Here is a 20211-nt window from a genome sequence, read left to right on the forward strand (position 1 = left end):
CTTATGAAAAAACATTCAGCACTAGCAATTGCACTTCTTATTGCCTTTGGCCTTAATGCCGCTCCTGATGCAGCGCAAGAGCCTTTGGTACTGCCCACTATGGCGCAGGATACACAACATGCCACTGCCAGTAAGCGGATTTCCGCACTGTTCACCCGTGGCCATTACACAAATGTGCAATTGGATGATGCACTGTCTTCCAGAATGTTTGATACCTATGTTAAAAACCTCGATTACTACCGTAACGTATTAACTAAAGCCGATGTTGATAGCTTTGAGAAATACCGCGATCAGTTTGATGATGGTATTAATAAAGGTAACCTGAGTTTTGCTTTCGATATGTTTAACCTTACGTTAAAGCGGCGCTCAGAACGTTTCGACTACGCCCTGCAACTGCTTGATAAAGGCTTTGATTTTACCGTTGAAGATCAGTACGCCTATGATCGTGAAGACGCAGCCTGGCCAGCCAACGACGCTGAGCTAAATGAAATTTGGCGGCAAAGAGTTAAATTCGATGCGCTGAACCTGAAATTGGCAGGCAAAGAAGCAGAGGAGATTAACACTATTCTGGCTAAGCGCTATCGCAACACACAAAAGCGTCTGGCACAAACCGAGAGTGAAGATGTATTTCAGCTGGTAATGAATTCTTTTGCCCGCAGCATTGAAGCTCACACCTCTTATTTATCACCCAGAAACGCAGATCGTTTTCAGCAGGAGATGAACCTGTCTCTTGAAGGTATCGGTGCTGTGTTGCGTGCCGATGAAGACTACACTGTAATACAAAGCCTGGTACCCGGCGGCCCGGCTGATTTAACGCAAAAATTAAAACCGAAAGATAAAATTATTGGTGTGGCGCAGGATAAAACTGAATTTGTTGATGTTATCGGCTGGCGTCTGGATGATGTGGTTGATCTTATCAAAGGCCCCAAAGGTAGCACAGTGCGGCTGCAGGTGGTGGGTGCAAACGATATTGGTACCAGTCAGGCACAGGTTATTACCATAGTGCGCGACAAAATCCGGCTGGAGGATCGTGCAGCAAAAGCTGAAGTACTTAAGCCGGTGTTATCTGAGCTGGATCAGAAAATCGGCGTGATCAGCATCCCTGGTTTTTATAATAACCTTGCTGACGATGTTAAAAAGCTATTGGCTGAGTTAAATACAGAAAAAGTCGACGGCATTATTGTCGATTTACGCGGCAATGGCGGGGGCTCTTTACAGGAAGCTACCTTACTGACTGGGTTATTTATTGACCGGGGGCCGGTAGTACAAATACGCGAAGGCGATGGTAAGGTTTCAGTCTCGCAGGACAATGACGGTGTCAGTTACTATGATGGCCCGTTAACCGTGATGGTCGACCGTTACAGTGCTTCAGCTTCAGAGATTTTTGCTGCAGCTATGCAGGACTATGGCCGGGCGTTAATTGTTGGTGAGCAAACCTTTGGTAAAGGTACAGTGCAGCAACACCGTGGGCTGGGGCGTATTTACGATATGTTTGAAAGCCCGCTGGGCAGCGTGCAGTACACTATTGCCAAGTTTTACCGTATTAACGGTGGCAGTACGCAGCACAAAGGCGTGATCCCCGATATTCAGTTCCCTACGGCCATAGATCCTGCCGAGTGGGGTGAGAGTAAAGAGGAATACGCTTTACCATGGGATTCGATTAATGCGGCAAACTACACCACAATGAACGATATTTCTCAGCTGATACCTACATTGCAGCAAAAACATCAGGCCCGCATTAGTAAAGAAGTGGAATTTCAGTATCTGATGCAGGACATTACTGACTATAAGCAGCAGATGAACGATAAAACGGTATCTTTGCGTGAAGCTAACCGCGTTACAGAACGTGATGAGAATAAAGCAAAGCAGTTGGTACGCACGAACGAGCGGCTAAAACGTCTGGGCTTACCAGAAGTCACGTCACTGGATGATGTACCGGAGCAGGTAGAGAAAATAGACGCGTTTTTGGAAGAGGCTGCCAGCATTACTGCAGATTTTAAAGCTGCAACCCGGCTGGCTAAAAAATAAGCTTAAGCTATAACACACCCTATAAGGCGGTATTAATTACCGCCTTTTGTTAATTTGAAAAACATAATAATTATAAAGGTTTAACTATGAGTGCACGCGGTGAATTTTCATCGAGGATCGGCTTTGTTCTGGCGGCATCAGGCTCTGCCGTTGGGCTTGGTAATATATGGGGCTTTCCTTCTCAGGTTGCCAGCAATGGCGGTGCTGCTTTTGTATTGATGTATCTAATCCTGGCTTTTTTACTGGCCTATCCGGTACTGATGGCCGAGTTATTGATTGGCCGTGCAACCAAGTCTAATGTAGTTGATGCGCTGGGGCAGATATCCAAAGGCCGGTCAGGCCGTTTTGTGGGTATCTGTGGCCTGATTACCGTATCACTAATCCTGGCTTTTTATGGCATAGTCGGTGGCTGGATGCTGGCCCATGCACTGGAGGCTCTTGCTAGCCTGGGGGGCTTTACTAGTCTAGCTCAGTGGCTTATTTCGTTTTCGCTAAGCCGCAATATCATTTTTTGTGCACTGTTTATGTTTCTCACTGTTGGTATTGTCAGTGGCGGGGTTGTTAACGGGATTGAGCGTTGGTCTGTAAGGCTGATGCCAACCCTGTTTGTTATTATGGTGCTGCTATTTGCCTATGTAATGACTCAGCAAGGCGCGATGGAAGGGCTGAAAGTTTATCTTTTACCTGATTTTGCAGAAGCGCTGAACCCAGATTTGCTGATTAGTGCGATGGGGCAGGCTTTTTTCTCCATGTCGCTGGGTGTTGGCACTATGCTGATTTATGGTTCTTATGTTAGCCAGAAAGAAAACCTACCCCGCTTAGGTGCTGCGGTATCTTTAGTTGATATTGGTGTGGCGGTATTAGCAGGTTTGCTGATTATTCCGGCAATGTACGTTGCTTTGCATAACGGTGTGCAAATTTTCAGTGAAAGCGGGCAGTTATTGGCCGAAGATACGCTTATCTTTACTGTGTTGCCGTCATTATTTAGTACCATGGGTATGGTTGGGTTGCTGGTATCACTGGCTTTTTTTCTACTTATGTCTATCGCTGCGCTGACTTCATCTATCTCAATGCTGGAAGTTCCGGTGTCATACATGGTGGAGCACCGTAAAATTGCCAGGCAAAAGTCTGTTTGGTTAGTTGCTGCCATCATTTTTGCTGCCAGCCTTGTTATTATTTTCAACTTTGACAGCTTGTTTGGTTTCGTTATCACATTAACTACCCGTTACAGTCAGCCTTTACTTGGCTTGATGCTATGTATATTTGCCGGTTGGGTATGGAAGCGTAACGAAATTTTGCAAGAGCTGAAAAAAGCAGACGAACATGCGCAGTACCGCTGGTTCTGGCGGATCTGGCCATGGTACGTTAAGTTTGTCTGCCCACTGATTATAGTGGTGATGTTCTACCGGTCTTTGTAAGTTTCAGCTGACTAACATTTACAACAATAATAAAAGTGGGAGGCGCTTCGGGCGCCTTTTACCAATGGGAGCCACAATTCATGTCTGAAAAACAACCCAGCTTTCTCGATGCTGCCATTCCTCTGGTCGTGCTGATCGTGTTGCTGTCTGCATCGGTATATCTGTTTGCTGATAACTCATCTTACGGTCCTAACCAGATCGCTTTATTTATGGCAACAGCCGTCGCGGTTGTTATAGGTCTTAAAAACGGCTATCGCTGGTCAGTGATGGAAAAGGCCATGGTGAAGGGTATTTCACTGTCATTAGGTGCGGTACTGATCCTGTTGTCGGTCGGAGCATTAATTGGCACCTGGATGCTGTCCGGTACCGTGCCCACGCTTATCTATTACGGTTTACAAATTTTAAGCCCAAGCTGGTTTTATGCTGCAAGCTGCTTGTTATGCGGCATAGTCGCAATGAGTATTGGTAGTTCCTGGACTACCGCAGCCACTATCGGTGTTGCTTTAATTGGTGTTGCCGGCGGTTTGGGGCTCTCTCCGGCGATTACTGCAGGTGCCATAGTGTCTGGCGCATATTTTGGTGACAAATTATCGCCACTTAGTGAAACAACCAATCTGGCTCCAGCGGTTGCCGGTGCTGATTTATTTGACCATATCAGGCATATGCTCTGGACAACTATTCCCAGTTTTGTGCTGGCGTTACTGCTGTTTACTATTATTGGTTTTAACTCTGATGTCAGCTCTGATTTAATGCGGATTGATCAAATCAGCAATGTGCTACAACAGAACTTTTCTATCAGCTTCGTATCGCTGGTGCCGCTGTTTGTGCTGTTAGTTATGGCTATAAAGAAGGTGCCGGCGTTTCCAACCGTATTTATCGGTGCCTTGTTAGGTGGCTTGTGGGCTGTGTTTTTCCAATCTGAATTATTAAGCAGGCTGGTTGAGCAGGATATACCTGCTGCTTTAGGCATTACCAAATTGCTTTGGCATACCCTGCATGCGGGTTTTAGTATTGATACCGGCAATGCCAGTTTGAACGACCTACTCAGCGGTGGTGGCATGTCCAGCATGCTTAACACCGTGTGGTTGGTTTTCAGTGCGATGATGTTTGGTGCCACTATTGAGAAAATAGGCCTGCTGCGCAAATTTGTTACATCAATCTTGTTTTTTGCCCGCAGTACTGGCTCATTAATTACCAGCACCATTGCCACCTGTTTTGTAACTAACGTACTAACGGCTGATCAATATATGTCTATTGTTATGCCAGGACGGATGTTTAAAGAGGAATATGAGCGCCGTGGCCTGGCACCAGTGAATTTGTCCCGCACTCTGGAAGACGGCGGTACTATTACCAGCCCGTTGATCCCATGGAATACCTGTGGTGCCTACATGCACAGTGTGCTGCAGGTTAGCCCGCTGGATTACGCATTTTATGCCTTCTTTAACCTTATAAACCCGCTGTTAGCTATTATTTATGCTTATTGCGGTATTAAAATATTGCGCCTGACGCCTCCTGATTCAGTCAGGCCACAAACTGCTAAAGTTTAACCGGAAAAAAGCCTGATTTGTTCAGGCTTTTTCGTCATTATACTTAGCTGTATCGTTGTTTATTTTACCGGAAGCCTGCTATGTCTCAGAATAGTTTACCGCGCACGGCCAAGCGCCTGGCAGATTACACTGCACCTGCCTTTAACATTAGCCACGTTGATTTGTGTTTTGAACTGGACGCAGAGGCCACCAGGGTAACTTCCGTACTGCAAATTAACCGCAATCAGCCTGATGTGCCATTAAAACTGGACGGACAGCAGCTAACGTTGATCAGTGTGGCAATTGACGGCCAGTTACTGGGGGCAGCCGATTATCAGCTTGAAGCTGAAAGCTTAACCCTATTTACTGTTGGGCAGCAGTGCGAGCTGACAATCATTTGTGATATTGCACCGCTGCACAATACTGCGCTTGAAGGCCTCTATATGGCTGGCGACACTTACTGCACACAATGTGAGGCAGAAGGCTTTCGCCGTATCAGTTATTTCCCCGATCGGCCAGATGTGCTGGCAGAATACAAAGTTACCATTAAAGCAGATGCCAAACGTTATCCGTATTTGTTATCTAATGGTAATAAGGTATCTGAGCATATCGATGAACAAGGCTTAAGAGTAGTGCAGTGGCACGACCCTTTTCCCAAACCCTGCTATTTGTTTGCCTTGGTTGCCGGAGACTTTGATGTTCTGACGGATGAGTTTATTACGCAATCCGGCCGTAAGGTGAGTTTACAGCTGTTTGTCGATAAAGGTGCGATAACCAAAGGCAGTTTTGCACTGGAGTCGTTAAAACGCGCCATGCAATGGGATGAGCAGCGTTACGGTCTGGAATATGATCTGGATATCTACATGGTGGTCGCGGTGGATTTCTTTAACATGGGAGCCATGGAAAACAAAGGCCTGAACATTTTTAACAGTAAATATGTTTTAGCCGATGCCGCCAGTGCTACTGATCGCGACTACTTTAATATTGAGTCAATTATCGGCCATGAATATTTCCATAACTGGACCGGCAATCGTGTTACCTGTCGTGATTGGTTTCAGCTTAGCCTGAAAGAAGGTTTAACGGTTTTTCGCGATCAGGAATTCAGCGCTGATATGGGCTCTGCCACGTTGTGTCGCATCGATGCGGTTAAGCTGATACGCACCGCCCAGTTTGCTGAAGATGCCAGCCCGATGGCGCACCCGATAAGACCTGAGCAAGTGTTGGAGATGAACAACTTCTACACTGTTACTGTGTACGATAAAGGCGCCGAAGTGATCCGTATGCTGCAAACCCTGCTGGGGCGCGATACGTTTGCCAAAGGCCTGACACTCTACCTTCAACGGCATGACGGCCAGGCGGCAACCTGTGACGATTTTTTACAATCGATGCAAGACGTTGCAGCGCAGGATTTATCACAGTTTCGTTTATGGTACAGCCAATCTGGCACTCCGCTGCTAAAGGCTGTGCAGCATTATGATGCGGTTAACTCACAGTTGGTACTGTCGCTTGCGCAGCAAACTCCGGCAACAGCTGATCAGAGCGAAAAGCAACCACTGCTGATACCAGTACAAATTGAATTGCTCTTTAGCAGCAAGGCATCACAGCGGCATTTATTGTTGCTGAGCAAAAGTGAACAACAGTATCTGTTCGAGGGGATAGCAGAGGCGCCAGTTGTAGTATGGCTGGAGCATTTTTCCGCGCCGGTGAAACTGGCAGCGCATTACAGTGATGACGACTTATTATTAATTGCCAGCCAGGCAACTGACGGCGTTGCGCGCTGGGATGCAATGCAACAGTTCTGGAGCCGCAAGATAGCGCAGCAAGTAGCATCAAAAGCCAGTGATGTAGCATTGCCCGCAGCGCTATTTAAACTGATGCAGCACTGGCTGGAACAGCCCGGCACAGATATGGCCATGACCGCAGAATTACTGACTCTACCGGATTTTGATACGCTGGCAGAGCAGTATCAGCTTATTCCGGTAGATAAACTGCTCAGCAGCCTTAATCAGTTTAAACAGTTGCTGGCAGAGCAATTGGCGAAGCCATTGAGCAGCTGTTATCGCGCACTTAACACCGGGCCTTATCAGTATCAGGATAATGATGTTGGCCTGCGCAGATTGCGCGCTATCTGTCTGAGTTATCTGGCACAACTCAATGCCAACCAGCCACTGCTGCATACGCACTATTTGAATTCAGACAATATGACCGACACTATGGCAGCTTTAGCTGCAGCTCAGCAGTCACAAGCGGCGTTGTTTAACCAATTAATTACTGACTTCGCCAGGCGCTGGCAGCACGATGCTTTAGTGATGGATAAATGTTTTGCACTGGTGGCATCGCAACCGACTGCACAAGTGTTTGATGCTATAGAGACCATGCTGACTCATCCGTTATTCAGTTGGAAAAATCCTAATCGTGTACGGGCATTGTTTTCGGCTTTCAGTTTACGCAATCCGCAGCAGTTTCATCGTATTGATGGCAAAGGATATCAACTACTCGCAGATACCATAGTGCGGCTTGACCCGCTGAATCCGCAGGTCGCAGCAAGGCTGATAACCCCCTTATTAAGCTGGCGGCGATTTGACGCTGAACGTCAGCAATTGATGCGTGGTGCATTGCAGCTGATAGCAGGGCAAAGCAGCATTAGCAATGATGTGTATGAAAAGGTTAACCGAAGTCTGGATTGATGCGCAGATATTTTTTTAATGCCAGCCTCAGTGCTGAACAGTGCTATGGTTACTATCGCGGAGATATAAAGTATGTGGTGGTGACTGCAGATAACGGCGAGCGAATTCAGCTGCAGTTTAGGCATTTTCAGCGTTATGTCGACATGAACGGTTTGCGCGGGCGTTTTCGTTTAACACTGGCAGACAATGATAGTTTTGTGGCGTTGGAAAAAATTAATTAGAGTATGTACTTTAAACGGTGAATTAAAACAATAGCTTGCAGTTACTGCTGGTTTGACCTTTAATTTCATTAGCTTATAGCTGCTTATTCTGTACGGTGCTATAAAGGTTAAACCAGAGCATAGCGAAAAAGCCTAAAACATAGCCGTTTTTGAAAAAAACTGAATAAAAATCAACAGATTTACGTAACAGCAAGCCTTGCTTGCAGCTTGAAATGATGTAATTATTTTAATGAAGTAAGCTGAGCTCTGATCAGTTGGCTTGATAATATAACTAAAAAGACACTTATAAAAACCTGCGGGACAGGGGGAGATAACGAGATGAATAAAAGGTCAATAACCTTTGCTAAGAATCCCTTAGCCTTAGGTGTTGCATCAGCGCTGTTTGCCTTGTCAATGGCACCGGTGCATGCAGCATCCTGGAGTCTGGGTGACGTAAATATTACCTTCGATTCCACATTTTCATACGGCGGCAGCTGGCGTGCCGAAGACAGAAATTGGGATACGATCAGTAAAGTTAATCACCCCCGTTTCGACTGGGACGGATATAACGCCGCAACGAACAATATTTATCTGCCTTCGCAAATCTGGCAGGAGCCTGGCGCTTACTCCAGTAATGGTGATGCAGGTAATCTGAATTATGATAATGGTGATATGTTTAGCAGCCTGTTTAAAGGTTTGCATGAACTGTCTATTACTAAAGACAATATCGGCCTGTTTACCCGCTTTATGTATTTTTACGACTTTGCGCTGATGGATAAAGACGGTGCTTACACCAACCCGGTATCCAACCAGAAAGTTGATCCTTGTGCTGACAAAGATGCCCGTGATTTAACCTGTCGCGATATCCGCTTACTGGATGCTTACGTTTACGGTAATTTCAGTTTTAACGACGGTATGAACCCGGTCACGGTTAAAGTTGGCCAGCAGGTGTTAAGCTGGGGTGAAAGTACGCTGATCCAGCACGGTATTAATATTACGCCTATTGATGTCGGTGTGGCGCGAGCGCCTGGTGCCGAGTTAAAAGAAGCCTACATTCCGGTTGGTATGGCCACAATCAATATCGGTTTAACCGACAATCTGTCAACAGAGTTGTTTTATCAGTACCAGTGGGTAAACAGCTATCTGCCGGTGCCGGGCACTTATTTCTCTACCAATGATTTTGCCGGTGAAGGTGGTTATTTACAAAATGTGCAGTTAGGTTTTGCCGGTAACCCGGATATTGATCTCGCTCATGTACTGGCCAATCTTAATGCGCTGGGCTCTGCTGTTGCCGGCGGTGCACTTAGCCCTACACAGGCTGGGCAGGCTTATTTAGCTTACCCAACTAAAGTGACATTGCGCCCTTATGGCAGTGCCGGTGAAGTAGAGCCTGAAGACGGTGGTGAGTATGGTATCAAGTTCGAGTATTTCGCACCGAACCTGAATGACACTGAATTTGCTCTGTATTATATGAACTACCATAGCCGGGTTCCTGTTATCTCTGGTATCGCTTCAGACTTTTCAAAGGTTTCTGACGATATCGGTCGGTTAGTAAATATGGCTGCAAACGGTGGTGTAACTAAAGACAACATTGCCAGCCTGGCGGCGTTTTCAAAAGCGCTGGTTGAATATCCTGAAGATATTCAGCTTTATGGTTTTAGCTTTAACACTACCTTAGGCAATACCTCTGTTGCCGGTGAATTGGCTTATCGTCAGGATGAGCCGCTACAAATTGACGATGTAGAAATTTTGTATGCCGGTATGCCAGAGCAACTTGCTAACGCGGGCTTACGCCCGGATTTAGCCGGTATCTCTCAAATTGGCCGTGACATTGGCGTTAAGGTTCAGCCGGGTCAGAAAGCTAATGGTTTTATCTTGAGAGACACTGTTCAGGCTCAGATGACGTTCACGCATTTATTCGGCCCATCGTTGGGTGCTGACAACCTGTCGATGCTGGCTGAAGTAGGCGGTATCCGCATTCAGGATATGCCGGATGAAAGCGTATTACGTTTAAATGGCCCGAATACTGATCGTAGCGGTGGTCCATTATTAGGTCTGGATGCCAATGGCAATCTGGTTAATAAAGATGGTTTACACACCGGTTTGTCAAATGGTGCTGAAACCAACCCGTTCCCAACGGCATCTGCCTGGGGGTATCGTTTATTGGCCAAAGCCGATTATAACAACGTGTTTGCCGGCGTAAACCTGTCGCAACGTGTTGTGTTTTCGCATGATGTTAACGGTATTACACCTGATCCGTTATTTTTGTTTGTTGAAGATCGTAAATCGCTTGCGTATGCCGTCAGTTTTGACTATCTGAGTAAGTGGTCAGGTGAGGTGTCATATAACCTATTCTGGGGCGGTCAGGGCACAACAAATAACGTAGAAGACCGTGACTTTATCTCTTTTAACATTAAGTACTCTATTTAAGGGACGAGCACTAATTATGAAGAAACTCACCCTAATTTCGTCAGCCATTGCTCTGGTATTAAGCTGTTCAGTTACAGCAAAAATCACCCCCGAGCAGGCCGCCAGACTGGGCAATGACTTAACACCGCTTGGTGCAGAAAAGGCAGGTAATGCCGATGGTTCTATCCCAGCATGGAGTGGTGGTATTACTGCTGCACCTGCTGGTTATTCTGCCGGTATGCACCATCCGGATCCATTTGCCGATGACAAGATCGTATTAACTATCGACAAATCTAATCTGGAACAGCATAAAAGCTTGTTAAGCCCGGGCCAGATAAAACTGTTTGAAATTTATCCTGATACCTACAAGATGAATATTTATCAAACACGCCGCACTGCTTCCTATCCGCAGTATGTTTATGATGCAACAAAAAATATTGCCACTAAAGCCGAGCTGATTGAAGGTGGTAACGGCATTATTAACGCAGCTATTGGTATTCCGTTTCCAATACCACAAAATGGTTTAGAAGCAGTATGGAACCACTTGCTGCGTTTTCGTGGTGTAGCTGCCAGCCGTAATGGTGGCCAGGCCGCACCTACTGCAGCTGGAGCCTATACGATTATCGGTTTTGATGAGCAAATTATGTTCAAGTACTCAGAGCCTACCGCAACTGCTGAAGCACTGACCGCCGAAAATATACTGTTCCGCTTTAAGCAGGGTGTAACATCGCCGGCACGCCTGGCCGGTACGGCTTTGCTGGTGCATGAAACCATGGATCAGGTGAAAACACCACGCCAGGCCTGGACATACAATACCGGCCAACGCCGTGTGCGCAGGGCGCCTAACGTTGCGTATGATGCGCCGGGCACAGCGTCTGATGGTCTGCGTACAACAGATGATTTTGATATGTTTAACGGCTCACCGGATCGTTATAACTGGGAGCTGAAAGGTAAACAGGAACTTTATATTCCTTATAATAGTTACAAACTACACGGTAATGACGTGAAGTATGCTGACTTATTGATGGCCGGTCATGTTAATCCGGAATATGTGCGCTGGGAAAAGCACCGTGTTTGGGTGGTTGAAGCCGCATTGAAAGATGGTACCCGTCATGTCTATGGCAAACGTGTGTTTTACATTGACGAAGACAGCTGGCAAATTCACGTTGCGGATCTGTATGACAACCGCAACGAATTGTACCGTGTCGCTGTGGCTCATGGCCTAAACTACTATGAAGTGCCAACGCACTGGAGTACGTTAGAGGTATATCACGACCTTAACTCACGGCGTTATATTGCTTTGGGTCTAGATAACGAAGATAAAATGTATAACTTCTCCGTTAACCTGACAGATGCTGATTTTACGCCTGCAGCACTGCGTCGTGAAGGTACACGTTAAGTTAAGTTGATACCCGGTTACGGTTGGCTTAGTGCCAACCGTTTTTATTTAGAAAGTTTAATAGAGTAAATGCTCAGATTATGTTGAATAAATTCATCTGGTTATTGGCAGCCAGTGCTGTAGCTGCTGTTACACCATTTATGTTGCAAGCGCAGCCAACAGAGCCCCAGGCAGCATATCAGATGCCGCAGGCAAGCAAGGCACTGCTGACAGATCTTGTGAAGGTGGATAGACAGAAACTGGTTGCAGTGGGTGAACGCGGACATATTCTGCTTAGTCAGGATGGCCAGAGCTGGACACAGGCACAAGTACCGGTGCAGACAAATTTAAACAGCGTCTATTTTATTAATCCGCAGCAGGGCTGGGCCGTTGGCCATGATGCCACTATTTTGGTAACTGCAGACGGTGGTGCAAGCTGGCAGCTACAACATTACTCGCCAGAAACAGATAAGCCGCTGTTTGATATTTACTTTGCGGATGCTAAAAAAGGTATAGCCGTAGGCGCCTACGGTATTTTCTATCGCACGGATGACGGTGGTGAAAGTTGGCATAAGCACTTTCATGAAGAGTTACTACTTGAAGCAGACCGTGAGTATTTAGCTGAGCTGAAAGAAACAGACCCCGAAAGTTATCAAATTGAAACCGAAGCCTTACTGCCGCATTTTAACCGGCTTTATGCCGATGGTGATGCGTTATATATGATTGGCGAAGCAGGCTTTGCGGCAAAAAGTGTTAATTTGGGCGACAACTGGCAGCGGCTGGACGAGTTTTATAATGGTTCATTGTTTGATATAACCCGCACGCCACAAAGGGCGCTGCTGGCGGTTGGCCTGCGTGGGCATGCGTTTATCAGCCAGGACCAGGGTATGCACTGGCAACAAATCACACTTAGTAAAAATGCCACCTTAAACAGCGCGTTTTCCGATGACAACGGTTCGGTTTATCTGGTTGGTAACGCCGGCACGCTGTTTATCAGCCATGATGGTGCAACAAGCTTTACTGATTACTCCCAAGCTGATGGTAAAGCCATAGTCAACGGTCTGGTATGGCACAATCAGCTGATATTAGTAACCGAAACCGGTGTCAGAACAGTCAACCTGAGTGAACTGAAATAAGATGAGTTTAAATCGTTTGGTTAATAAGTTTGAGTACACGTTGTTTCGTCATCGTGCTCTGGTCATTGTCGCGTTTTTGCTGGCAACACTGTTTTTACTGTTTAAAGCTACCAGCATTAAGCTGGATGCAGCTTTTACAAAAAATATCCCGTTAAAACATGAATATATGCAAACTTATTTGCGCCATGCTCAAGACTTTGGCGGTGCGAATAATATTCTTATTTCATTATGCGACGAAAGCGGAAATATTTTTAATGCCGGCTTTTTTAATACTTTACGCCAGACCCACGATGAGTTGGTTTATACCTCTGGCGTGGACAGGGTACAGGTAAAGTCGTTATTTAGCCCCAGCACCCGTTTTGTTGAAGTTGTTGAGGACGGTTTTGCCGGTGGGCCAGTGATCCCCGCCGATTTTGTCGCCGATGCAGCAGGTTTGGCCAAAGTAAAAGAAAATACCGAAAAAGCCGGTGTAGTGGGCCGTATGGTGGCTGATGATTATAGCTGTGCCATGATTTCTGCCCAGTTGCTTGAAGTTGACCCCGATACCGGCGAAAAGCTGGACACTATTAATTTTGCGTCAGTGCTGGAGCAAAATATCCGCAGTAAATACCAAAGCGATAGCACCAGTGTGCATATTATCGGCTTTGCCAAGATGGTAGGCGATGTGGCTGATGGCGCCAAAGGTGTGTTGGTGTTCTTTGCCATCGCCATTGCTATAACTTCAATAATGGTGCTGTTTTTCTGTCGTTCAGTAATGCTGACCATCCTACCTATAGCCTGTTCGTTGATTGCCGTAGTCTGGCAAATGGGCTTGTTATCAGCACTCGGGTTTGGCATTGACCCAATGTCTATATTGGTGCCATTTCTGGTTTTTGCCATTGGTGTCAGCCATGGCGTACAGATGATTAACTCTACCGGCAAACGGGTTGCTGCCGGTATGAACGCCAAAACAGCGGCTCAGGCCAGCTTCAGAAAATTGCTGGTCCCAGGTGGGGTGGCGCTGTTATCTGATACCGTTGGTTTTTTAACTCTGCTGATTATTGAAATTGGGGTTATCCGCGAATTAGCGATTACCGCCAGCTTAGGTGTGGCAGTTATTATCCTGACTAACCTGATTTTGCTGCCGGTGCTAATGTCTTTTGTTAAATTCAGCAACCGTTATAAAGAGCGTGCTGCGGCGCCAACACCTAAAACAGATAAAATCTGGTTTGCGCTGTCGGCTTTTGCTACCCGTAAATATGCTGCTGTTATTTTGCTGATTACTGCTGCATTGTTTGTATTTGGTTATCTGCAAAGCCAGCAGGTTAAAATTGGGGATTTACATGCAGGCGCGCCGGCACTGCATGAAGATTCGCGCTATAACCAAGATACGTTTTTAATAACGGATCGTTATGCCATTTCAGTCGATTACTTAAATGTCATGGTAGAGACTATTCCCAGTGCTTGCACTGAACACGACATTATGGCAAAAATTGATACCTTCCAGTGGTTGATGGAAAACGTTGAAGGCGTGCAGTCAGCGGTGTCATTACCTTCAGTGTCTAAAACCATTAACGCAGCGTTTAATGAGGGCAATGTTAAGTGGCGATCGCTGCCGCGCAATACGCAAAGTCTGGTTCAGGCATCAGCCCGTGTTGAAACCAGCACAGGCCTGCTAAATGCAGATTGTTCTGTAATGCCGGTTATTCTGTTTTTACAAGACCATAAAGCCGAGACGATTGAGCGGGTGGTATCGGCGGCTAAGAAATATGGCGCTGAGCTCGGTGACGAGCAAACCCGCTTTATGTTGGCATCTGGTCCTGCAGGGGTAATGGCTGCAACTAACGAGGCGGTCTCAGAAGCCCAGCAACCGATGATGTGGTATGTGTATGGTGCGGTTATTTTGTTATGTTTGCTGAGTTTCCGTTCACTACGCGCCACTATTTCAGTGATCTTACCCTTGTATGTGGTGTCTGTGCTGGCTACTGCATTAATGACAAAACTACAGATAGGCTTAACAGTGTCAACATTACCGGTGATTGCGCTGGGGGTTGGTATCGGTGTTGATTACGGCATCTATATCCTGTCGAATATGACACAGATGCTGCGCGACGGTATGCCAGTGCGCCAGGCCTACTTTGAAGCCTTAAAAGAGCGCGGCAGTGCGGTGTTATTTACCGGTATCACCTTAGCCATCGGCGTAAGCACCTGGGTATTTTCGGCACTGAAGTTTCAGGTAGATATGGGTATTTTGCTGACATTTATGTTTATTGTTAATATGCTTGGTGCCATTTTGGTGTTGCCAGCACTGGCTGCGTTTTTATGGCGGGATAAGACTAAATAATTATTGCATGAATAAACACGAAAATGGCCGAAAGGCCATTTTCTATTTAAAGTAGATGAATAAGTTGTCAGAGCCTTTAAAAATCACTGGTTTAACCAGCACAAAAGCCCCAAATAGTACTCGAAAAGCGCTACAATTGGCACTACACTGCGCAGCTGACACGATCCGGTATGTTCGGTACATCCTGCTGCTAAAGCGGTGACTGCAAAAAGGATATAAAAATGGCACTGATAGACGGTCAACCCTCTGTTCTACTACAAAATGTAAGCAAACTGATTAAACAAAAAGTGAAAGACCAGGTGAGCCTGGTCGAAAAATTCGCGTACACCCTATACGGCAACATGTCGAATGAAGACTTAGTTGGGCGTAATGACAGTGATTTATACGGCGCGGCGCTGAGTTTATGGCAGACTTTTAACGGTCATGCTGAACCTGCGTCGATGATCCGCGTTTTTAACCCGGAAATTGCCAAGCATGGCTGGGAGTCTAAACACACTATCGTAGAAATAGTGGTACAAGACATGCCATTTTTGGTGGACTCGGTACGCATGGCATTAAACCGCCAGTCTATAGCCGCGCACTTGCTGCTGCACTACCCATTGCAAACTGAGCGTGACAGCAAAGGCCAAATCACCGATTTCTTTAAACTGGGTAGCAAAGCTAAAGCCAGCACCCAGCAAACGGTATTTCATATTGAAATTGACCGCCTGACAGGCAAAGCGGCCATTGACAGCTTAACCGATGAACTGCACTCGGTAATGGAAGATGTGTCGCTGGCAGTACAAGACTGGCAACCCGCACGGGACAAGCTGCAACAGGTTATTAAAGCGCTGCCTAAGCAAGCCGGTAAAGCTTCTGCCGATGATGTTAAAGACGTCAGCGAGTTTTTAAACTGGCTGGCCAAAGATAACTTTACATTGTTGGGTTACCGCGAATACACCATTGGCCCGGTGAAGGGTGACTATAAAATCAGTGGCATTGATGCCACGTCACTGGGTTTAATGCGCCGCTCCGCAGCGCGCGATCTGATGTTGTCTGAACTGCCAGAAACCGGCCGTAAGCAAGCGATCAGTAACGGCTTGTTGATTCTGACTAAAACTAATAACAAGTCACGCGTACACCGCCCGGCGTACATTGATTACATCGGTGTGAAAAAATTTGATAAAGACGGCAAGGTAATTGGTGAAGACCGATTTATTGGTTTGTACTCATCCTCGCTATATAACAACAGTGCTGCAGACATTCCTCTGCTGAAAAACAAGCTTGCCACCGTAATGCAAAAGTCTGAGTTTGCCACTGGCACGCACGCTTATAAGGCACTGCTGAATATTCTGGAAACCTATCCGCGCGATGAGCTTATTCAGGCAACCGCAGATGAGTTGCTGCATGTGGCTATGGGGGTGCTGCAAATGCAAGAGCGTGATATGACACGCCTGTTTATGCGCAAAGACAGCTTTGGCCGCTTTGTTACTGCTATGGTGTATGTGCCGCGCGAGCGTTACAACACCCAACTGCGTAAAGAAACCCAGGCCATATTGCAACGCGCGCTTGGAAGCGCAGAACCGGTTGAGTTTACAACTTATTTCTCTGAATCTGTGTTGGCACGTACCCATTATCTGGTGCGGATCAACGATAGCCATGTCGAGTATAAAGTGAAAGAAATTGAGCGTAATTTAGTTGAAGCGGCCCGCACCTGGGAAGATAAATTAGAAAGCGCCTTATTAGGTGTCTATGGTGAAGCCCGCGGCCGTGAGCTGATTGGCAAATACGTTAATGCTTTCCCGCGCAGCTACAAAGAAGAAATGCTGCCAAACGACGCGCTGGTTGATATTGGCAAACTTGAAGCATTAAATGATGATCACAAGCTGGAAATGCTGTTTTACCGGCCACAGGAAGAAAAAGCCGATAGCAAAGCGGTGCGGCTGAACCTGTTCCATAAAGATCATCCTATTCATTTATCTGATGTATTGCCGATGCTGGAAAACTTTGGCCTGCGTGTTATTGGTGAAACACCCTACGCAGTTAAATGTGCCGATGGCAGTGTAAGCTGGATTTTAAACTTCGCTATGGAGCTTAACTGCGCTATACCGGCCGATTTTGAAGCCGCACAGCAGTCATTCCAGGATTCTTTTGCTAAAGTATGGGCTGGCCAGCTGGAAGACGACGGCTTTAACCGTTTGATCCTGGGAGCAGGTTTAAGCGGGCGTGAGGCATCTTTACTGCGTGCCTTAGCTAAATACAAACGTCAGATTGGCGGCACTTTCAGCCAGTCTTATGTTGAAAGCACTTTTGCCCGTTATGCCGAGCTGGCTAATCTGCTGGTGCAGCTGTTTAACAACAAATTTGATCCCAAATCCAAGGCCAGCAGCAAAGTGGCCGATAAACTGGAAGAGCAGATCGCATCTCAGCTGGAAAACGTGGCTAACCTGGATGATGACCGCATTGTTCGCCGTTTTGTCGACATGATTAAAGCCATACTGCGCACCAACTATTTCCAGAAGAATGCCGAGGGTAACGATAAACCCTATATTTCTTTTAAAATTAAGTCCGGTTTAATTCCGGATATGCCACTGCCAACACCAATGTTTGAAATTTTCGTGTACTCGCCCAGAGTTGAAGGTGTGCATCTGCGCTTTGGTAAGGTTGCCCGTGGCGGTTTGCGCTGGTCTGATCGACGTGAAGATTTCCGCACTGAGGTGCTGGGGCTGGTAAAAGCACAAACGGTTAAAAACACGGTAATAGTACCCACCGGCTCTAAAGGTGGTTTTGTTTGTAAAAAACTGCCTGAAACCGGTGGCCGTGAAGCTTTCCTCAATGAAGGCAAAGACTGCTACCGTACCTTTATCCGTGGTTTGCTGGATGTTACTGACAACATCGTACAAGGCGCTATAGTGCCGCCAAAAGAGGTGGTACGCCATGACGAAGATGACCCGTATCTGGTTGTAGCAGCAGACAAAGGCACGGCTACTTTCTCAGATATTTCTAATGGTATTTCAGAAGAGTATAACTTCTGGTTAGGTGACGCTTTTGCCTCCGGCGGCTCTAACGGTTATGACCATAAGAAGATGGGTATTACCGCACGCGGTGGCTGGGAGTCGGTTAAACGCCACTTCCGCGAAATTGGCATTGACTGCCAAACCACGGATTTTACCTGTGTCGGTATAGGTGATATGGCCGGCGACGTATTCGGTAATGGTATGTTGCTGTCTAAACACATCCGCTTGCAGGTAGCGTTTAACCATATGCACATCTTTGTTGATCCGAATCCGGATTCGGCAAAAAGCTGGGAAGAGCGTAACCGCATGTTTAATCTGCCCACTTCAACCTGGGATGACTATGACAAGTCATTGATTTCAGACGGTGGTGGTATTTTCCTGCGCAGTGCTAAAGCCATTAAACTTTCAGCACAAATGAAAGAAATGCTTGGCACGACTAAAGCCAGCATGACGCCGAATGAGCTGATCCGCGAGGCATTAATGATGCCGGTTGATCTGATCTGGAACGGCGGTATCGGTACTTACGTTAAAGCCACCAGCGAGAGCCATGCAGAAGTAGGTGATCGTGGCTCAGAGCCGTTGCGGGTGAATGGTAAAGAGCTTAAGGCAAAAATCTTCGGTGAAGGCGGTAACTTAGGTTGTACCCAACGCGGCCGTATTGAATTTGCCATGAATGGTGGCCAGATTAACACCGACTTCGTTGATAACGTCGGTGGCGTAACCTGCTCGGATAACGAAGTAAACATTAAGATTTTGCTGAACACCCTGGTTGCCGGCGGCGATCTGACACTTAAGCAGCGCAACAAAATACTGTTTGAGATGACAGATGACGTTGCCGCTATCGTTATTAAAGATTGCTACCGTCAAACACAGAGCATCAGTGTGTCGTCGCTACTGGGCGCTGAGCAGTTAAAAGAATATACCCGCTTTATTCATACGCTGGAAAAAGAAGGTAAGTTAAACCGTGAGCTGGAGTTTTTACCCTCAGACGACGAGCTGGCTGATCGGATGGCAAAAGGCCAGGGCCTGACGCGGCCAGAACTGTCTATTCTGACAGCTTACGGCAAGATGGTGCTAAAAGAGCGCCTGGTACTGCCTGAAATCTATGAAAACAACTACTTCAAGCGCCAGTTGTTTGCTGCTTTCCCGCAAATGCTGCAGGATAAATATGCAGCAGAGATGGAAACACACCCACTGAAAGCCGAAATTATTGCCACTAAACTGGCCAATATGATGGTAAATGAAATGGGGCCGAACTTTGCCCAGCGTATGCTGGAAGAAACCGGCGCCGGTGTTGGTGAAGTCACATTGTGCTACGCTATTGCCCGTGATCTGTTTGATGTATCGGCTATGTGGCGCAAGATTGAACAGCTGGACAACATTATTGCGGCTTCACTACAAAGTAAACTGTTCCATCAGCTACGCCGTACTATGCGCCGCGCTACCCGCTGGTTCCTGCGCCATCGCAACAAGGCGTTGGATATTCAGCAGACACTGGACTTTTTCAAACCTGCTTATCAGCAGCTGAATAAAGAACTGAGTAATTATCTGGCACAAACTGAAGTTGAGCAGTTACAGCAAAAGCAAACTGTACTGACAGAGCAGGGCGTACCGGAAGATATCGCGCAATACCTGGCACAACTGAGCACGGTATTCTCGGTAATGGATATTGCTCAGGTGGTAGATGCCGAGAAAGTACCACTGGCTATGGCAGCAGAAATCTACTTTAAACTGGGCGATAAACTGGATCTGCACTGGTTCCTGGAGCAAATAACCAATCAGCCGGTGGCGAACCACTGGCAGGCGTTGGCGCGTGCTTCTTACCGTGAAGAGCTGGACTGGCAGCAACGTGCATTATCTGCCGTAGTAGTGCGCAGCTGTGGTAAAGCCTGTGCCGCAGATGAGGTGATTAACAGCTGGCTGACCGAGCATGAAGCGATACTGGAACGCTGGCGCTTGATGCTGGCTGAGTTTAAAACCACGAAAAACCACGAGTTTGCTAAGTTCTCAGTAGCATTACGTGAATTAATGTTGTTAAGTCACCACTGTGACCCTGTAAAATAATAACCTTAGTGGCTACAATACCCCGGCTTGTCCGGGGTATTTTTTT

General features: G+C 46.7%; 10 protein-coding genes. All 10 read left to right on the forward strand.

What is annotated here, in order from left to right; translation table 11 throughout:
• Positions 1 to 3: 3 nt before the first annotated feature.
• The gene (gene prc / locus AR688_RS08410; RefSeq protein WP_068231929.1) at positions 4 to 2028 is read left to right on the forward strand and encodes a carboxy terminal-processing peptidase; all 2025 of its coding nucleotides are present in this window, start codon (positions 4 to 6) and stop codon (positions 2026 to 2028) included.
• Positions 2029 to 2114: 86 nt separating this feature from the next.
• The gene (locus tag AR688_RS08415; RefSeq protein ID WP_068231932.1) at positions 2115 to 3446 is read left to right on the forward strand and encodes a sodium-dependent transporter; all 1332 of its coding nucleotides are present in this window, start codon (positions 2115 to 2117) and stop codon (positions 3444 to 3446) included.
• Between the two features lie 80 nt (positions 3447 to 3526).
• Entirely contained in the window at positions 3527 to 4993 is a 1467-nt protein-coding gene (gene nhaC / locus AR688_RS08420; RefSeq protein ID WP_068231934.1) for a Na+/H+ antiporter NhaC, read from the forward strand.
• Between the two features lie 80 nt (positions 4994 to 5073).
• A complete protein-coding gene (gene pepN, locus AR688_RS08425) occupies positions 5074 to 7659 on the forward strand; it encodes an aminopeptidase N (protein WP_068231936.1) in 2586 nt (861 codons plus the stop codon).
• Positions 7659 to 7880 carry a DUF2835 family protein gene (locus AR688_RS08430; protein ID WP_197412172.1) on the forward strand — a complete coding sequence of 74 codons (222 nt, stop codon included), beginning with the start codon at positions 7659 to 7661 and terminating at the stop codon, positions 7878 to 7880. Before pepN ends, AR688_RS08430 begins: the two co-directional genes overlap by 1 nt.
• A gap of 318 nt (positions 7881 to 8198) precedes the next feature.
• On the forward strand, positions 8199 to 10289 hold the full coding sequence (locus tag AR688_RS08435; protein WP_068231944.1) for a DUF1302 domain-containing protein: 2091 nt from the start codon (positions 8199 to 8201) through the stop codon (positions 10287 to 10289).
• Between the two features lie 16 nt (positions 10290 to 10305).
• A complete protein-coding gene (locus AR688_RS08440) occupies positions 10306 to 11667 on the forward strand; it encodes a DUF1329 domain-containing protein (RefSeq protein WP_068231947.1) in 1362 nt (453 codons plus the stop codon).
• Between the two features lie 80 nt (positions 11668 to 11747).
• Positions 11748 to 12782 carry a WD40/YVTN/BNR-like repeat-containing protein gene (locus AR688_RS08445; RefSeq protein WP_156420258.1) on the forward strand — a complete coding sequence of 345 codons (1035 nt, stop codon included), beginning with the start codon at positions 11748 to 11750 and terminating at the stop codon, positions 12780 to 12782.
• Between the two features lies 1 nt (position 12783).
• Positions 12784 to 15105, forward strand: coding sequence for an efflux RND transporter permease subunit (locus tag AR688_RS08450; protein ID WP_068231950.1), 2322 nt, complete (start codon positions 12784 to 12786; stop codon positions 15103 to 15105).
• Between the two features lie 221 nt (positions 15106 to 15326).
• Positions 15327 to 20165 (forward strand): NAD-glutamate dehydrogenase, encoded by a 4839-nt coding sequence (locus tag AR688_RS08455; protein ID WP_068231960.1) that lies wholly within the window; start codon positions 15327 to 15329, stop codon positions 20163 to 20165.
• Positions 20166 to 20211: the final 46 nt, after the last annotated feature.

The organism is Rheinheimera sp. EpRS3, assembly GCF_001513785.1.
GTDB lineage: Bacteria > Pseudomonadota > Gammaproteobacteria > Enterobacterales > Alteromonadaceae > Alishewanella.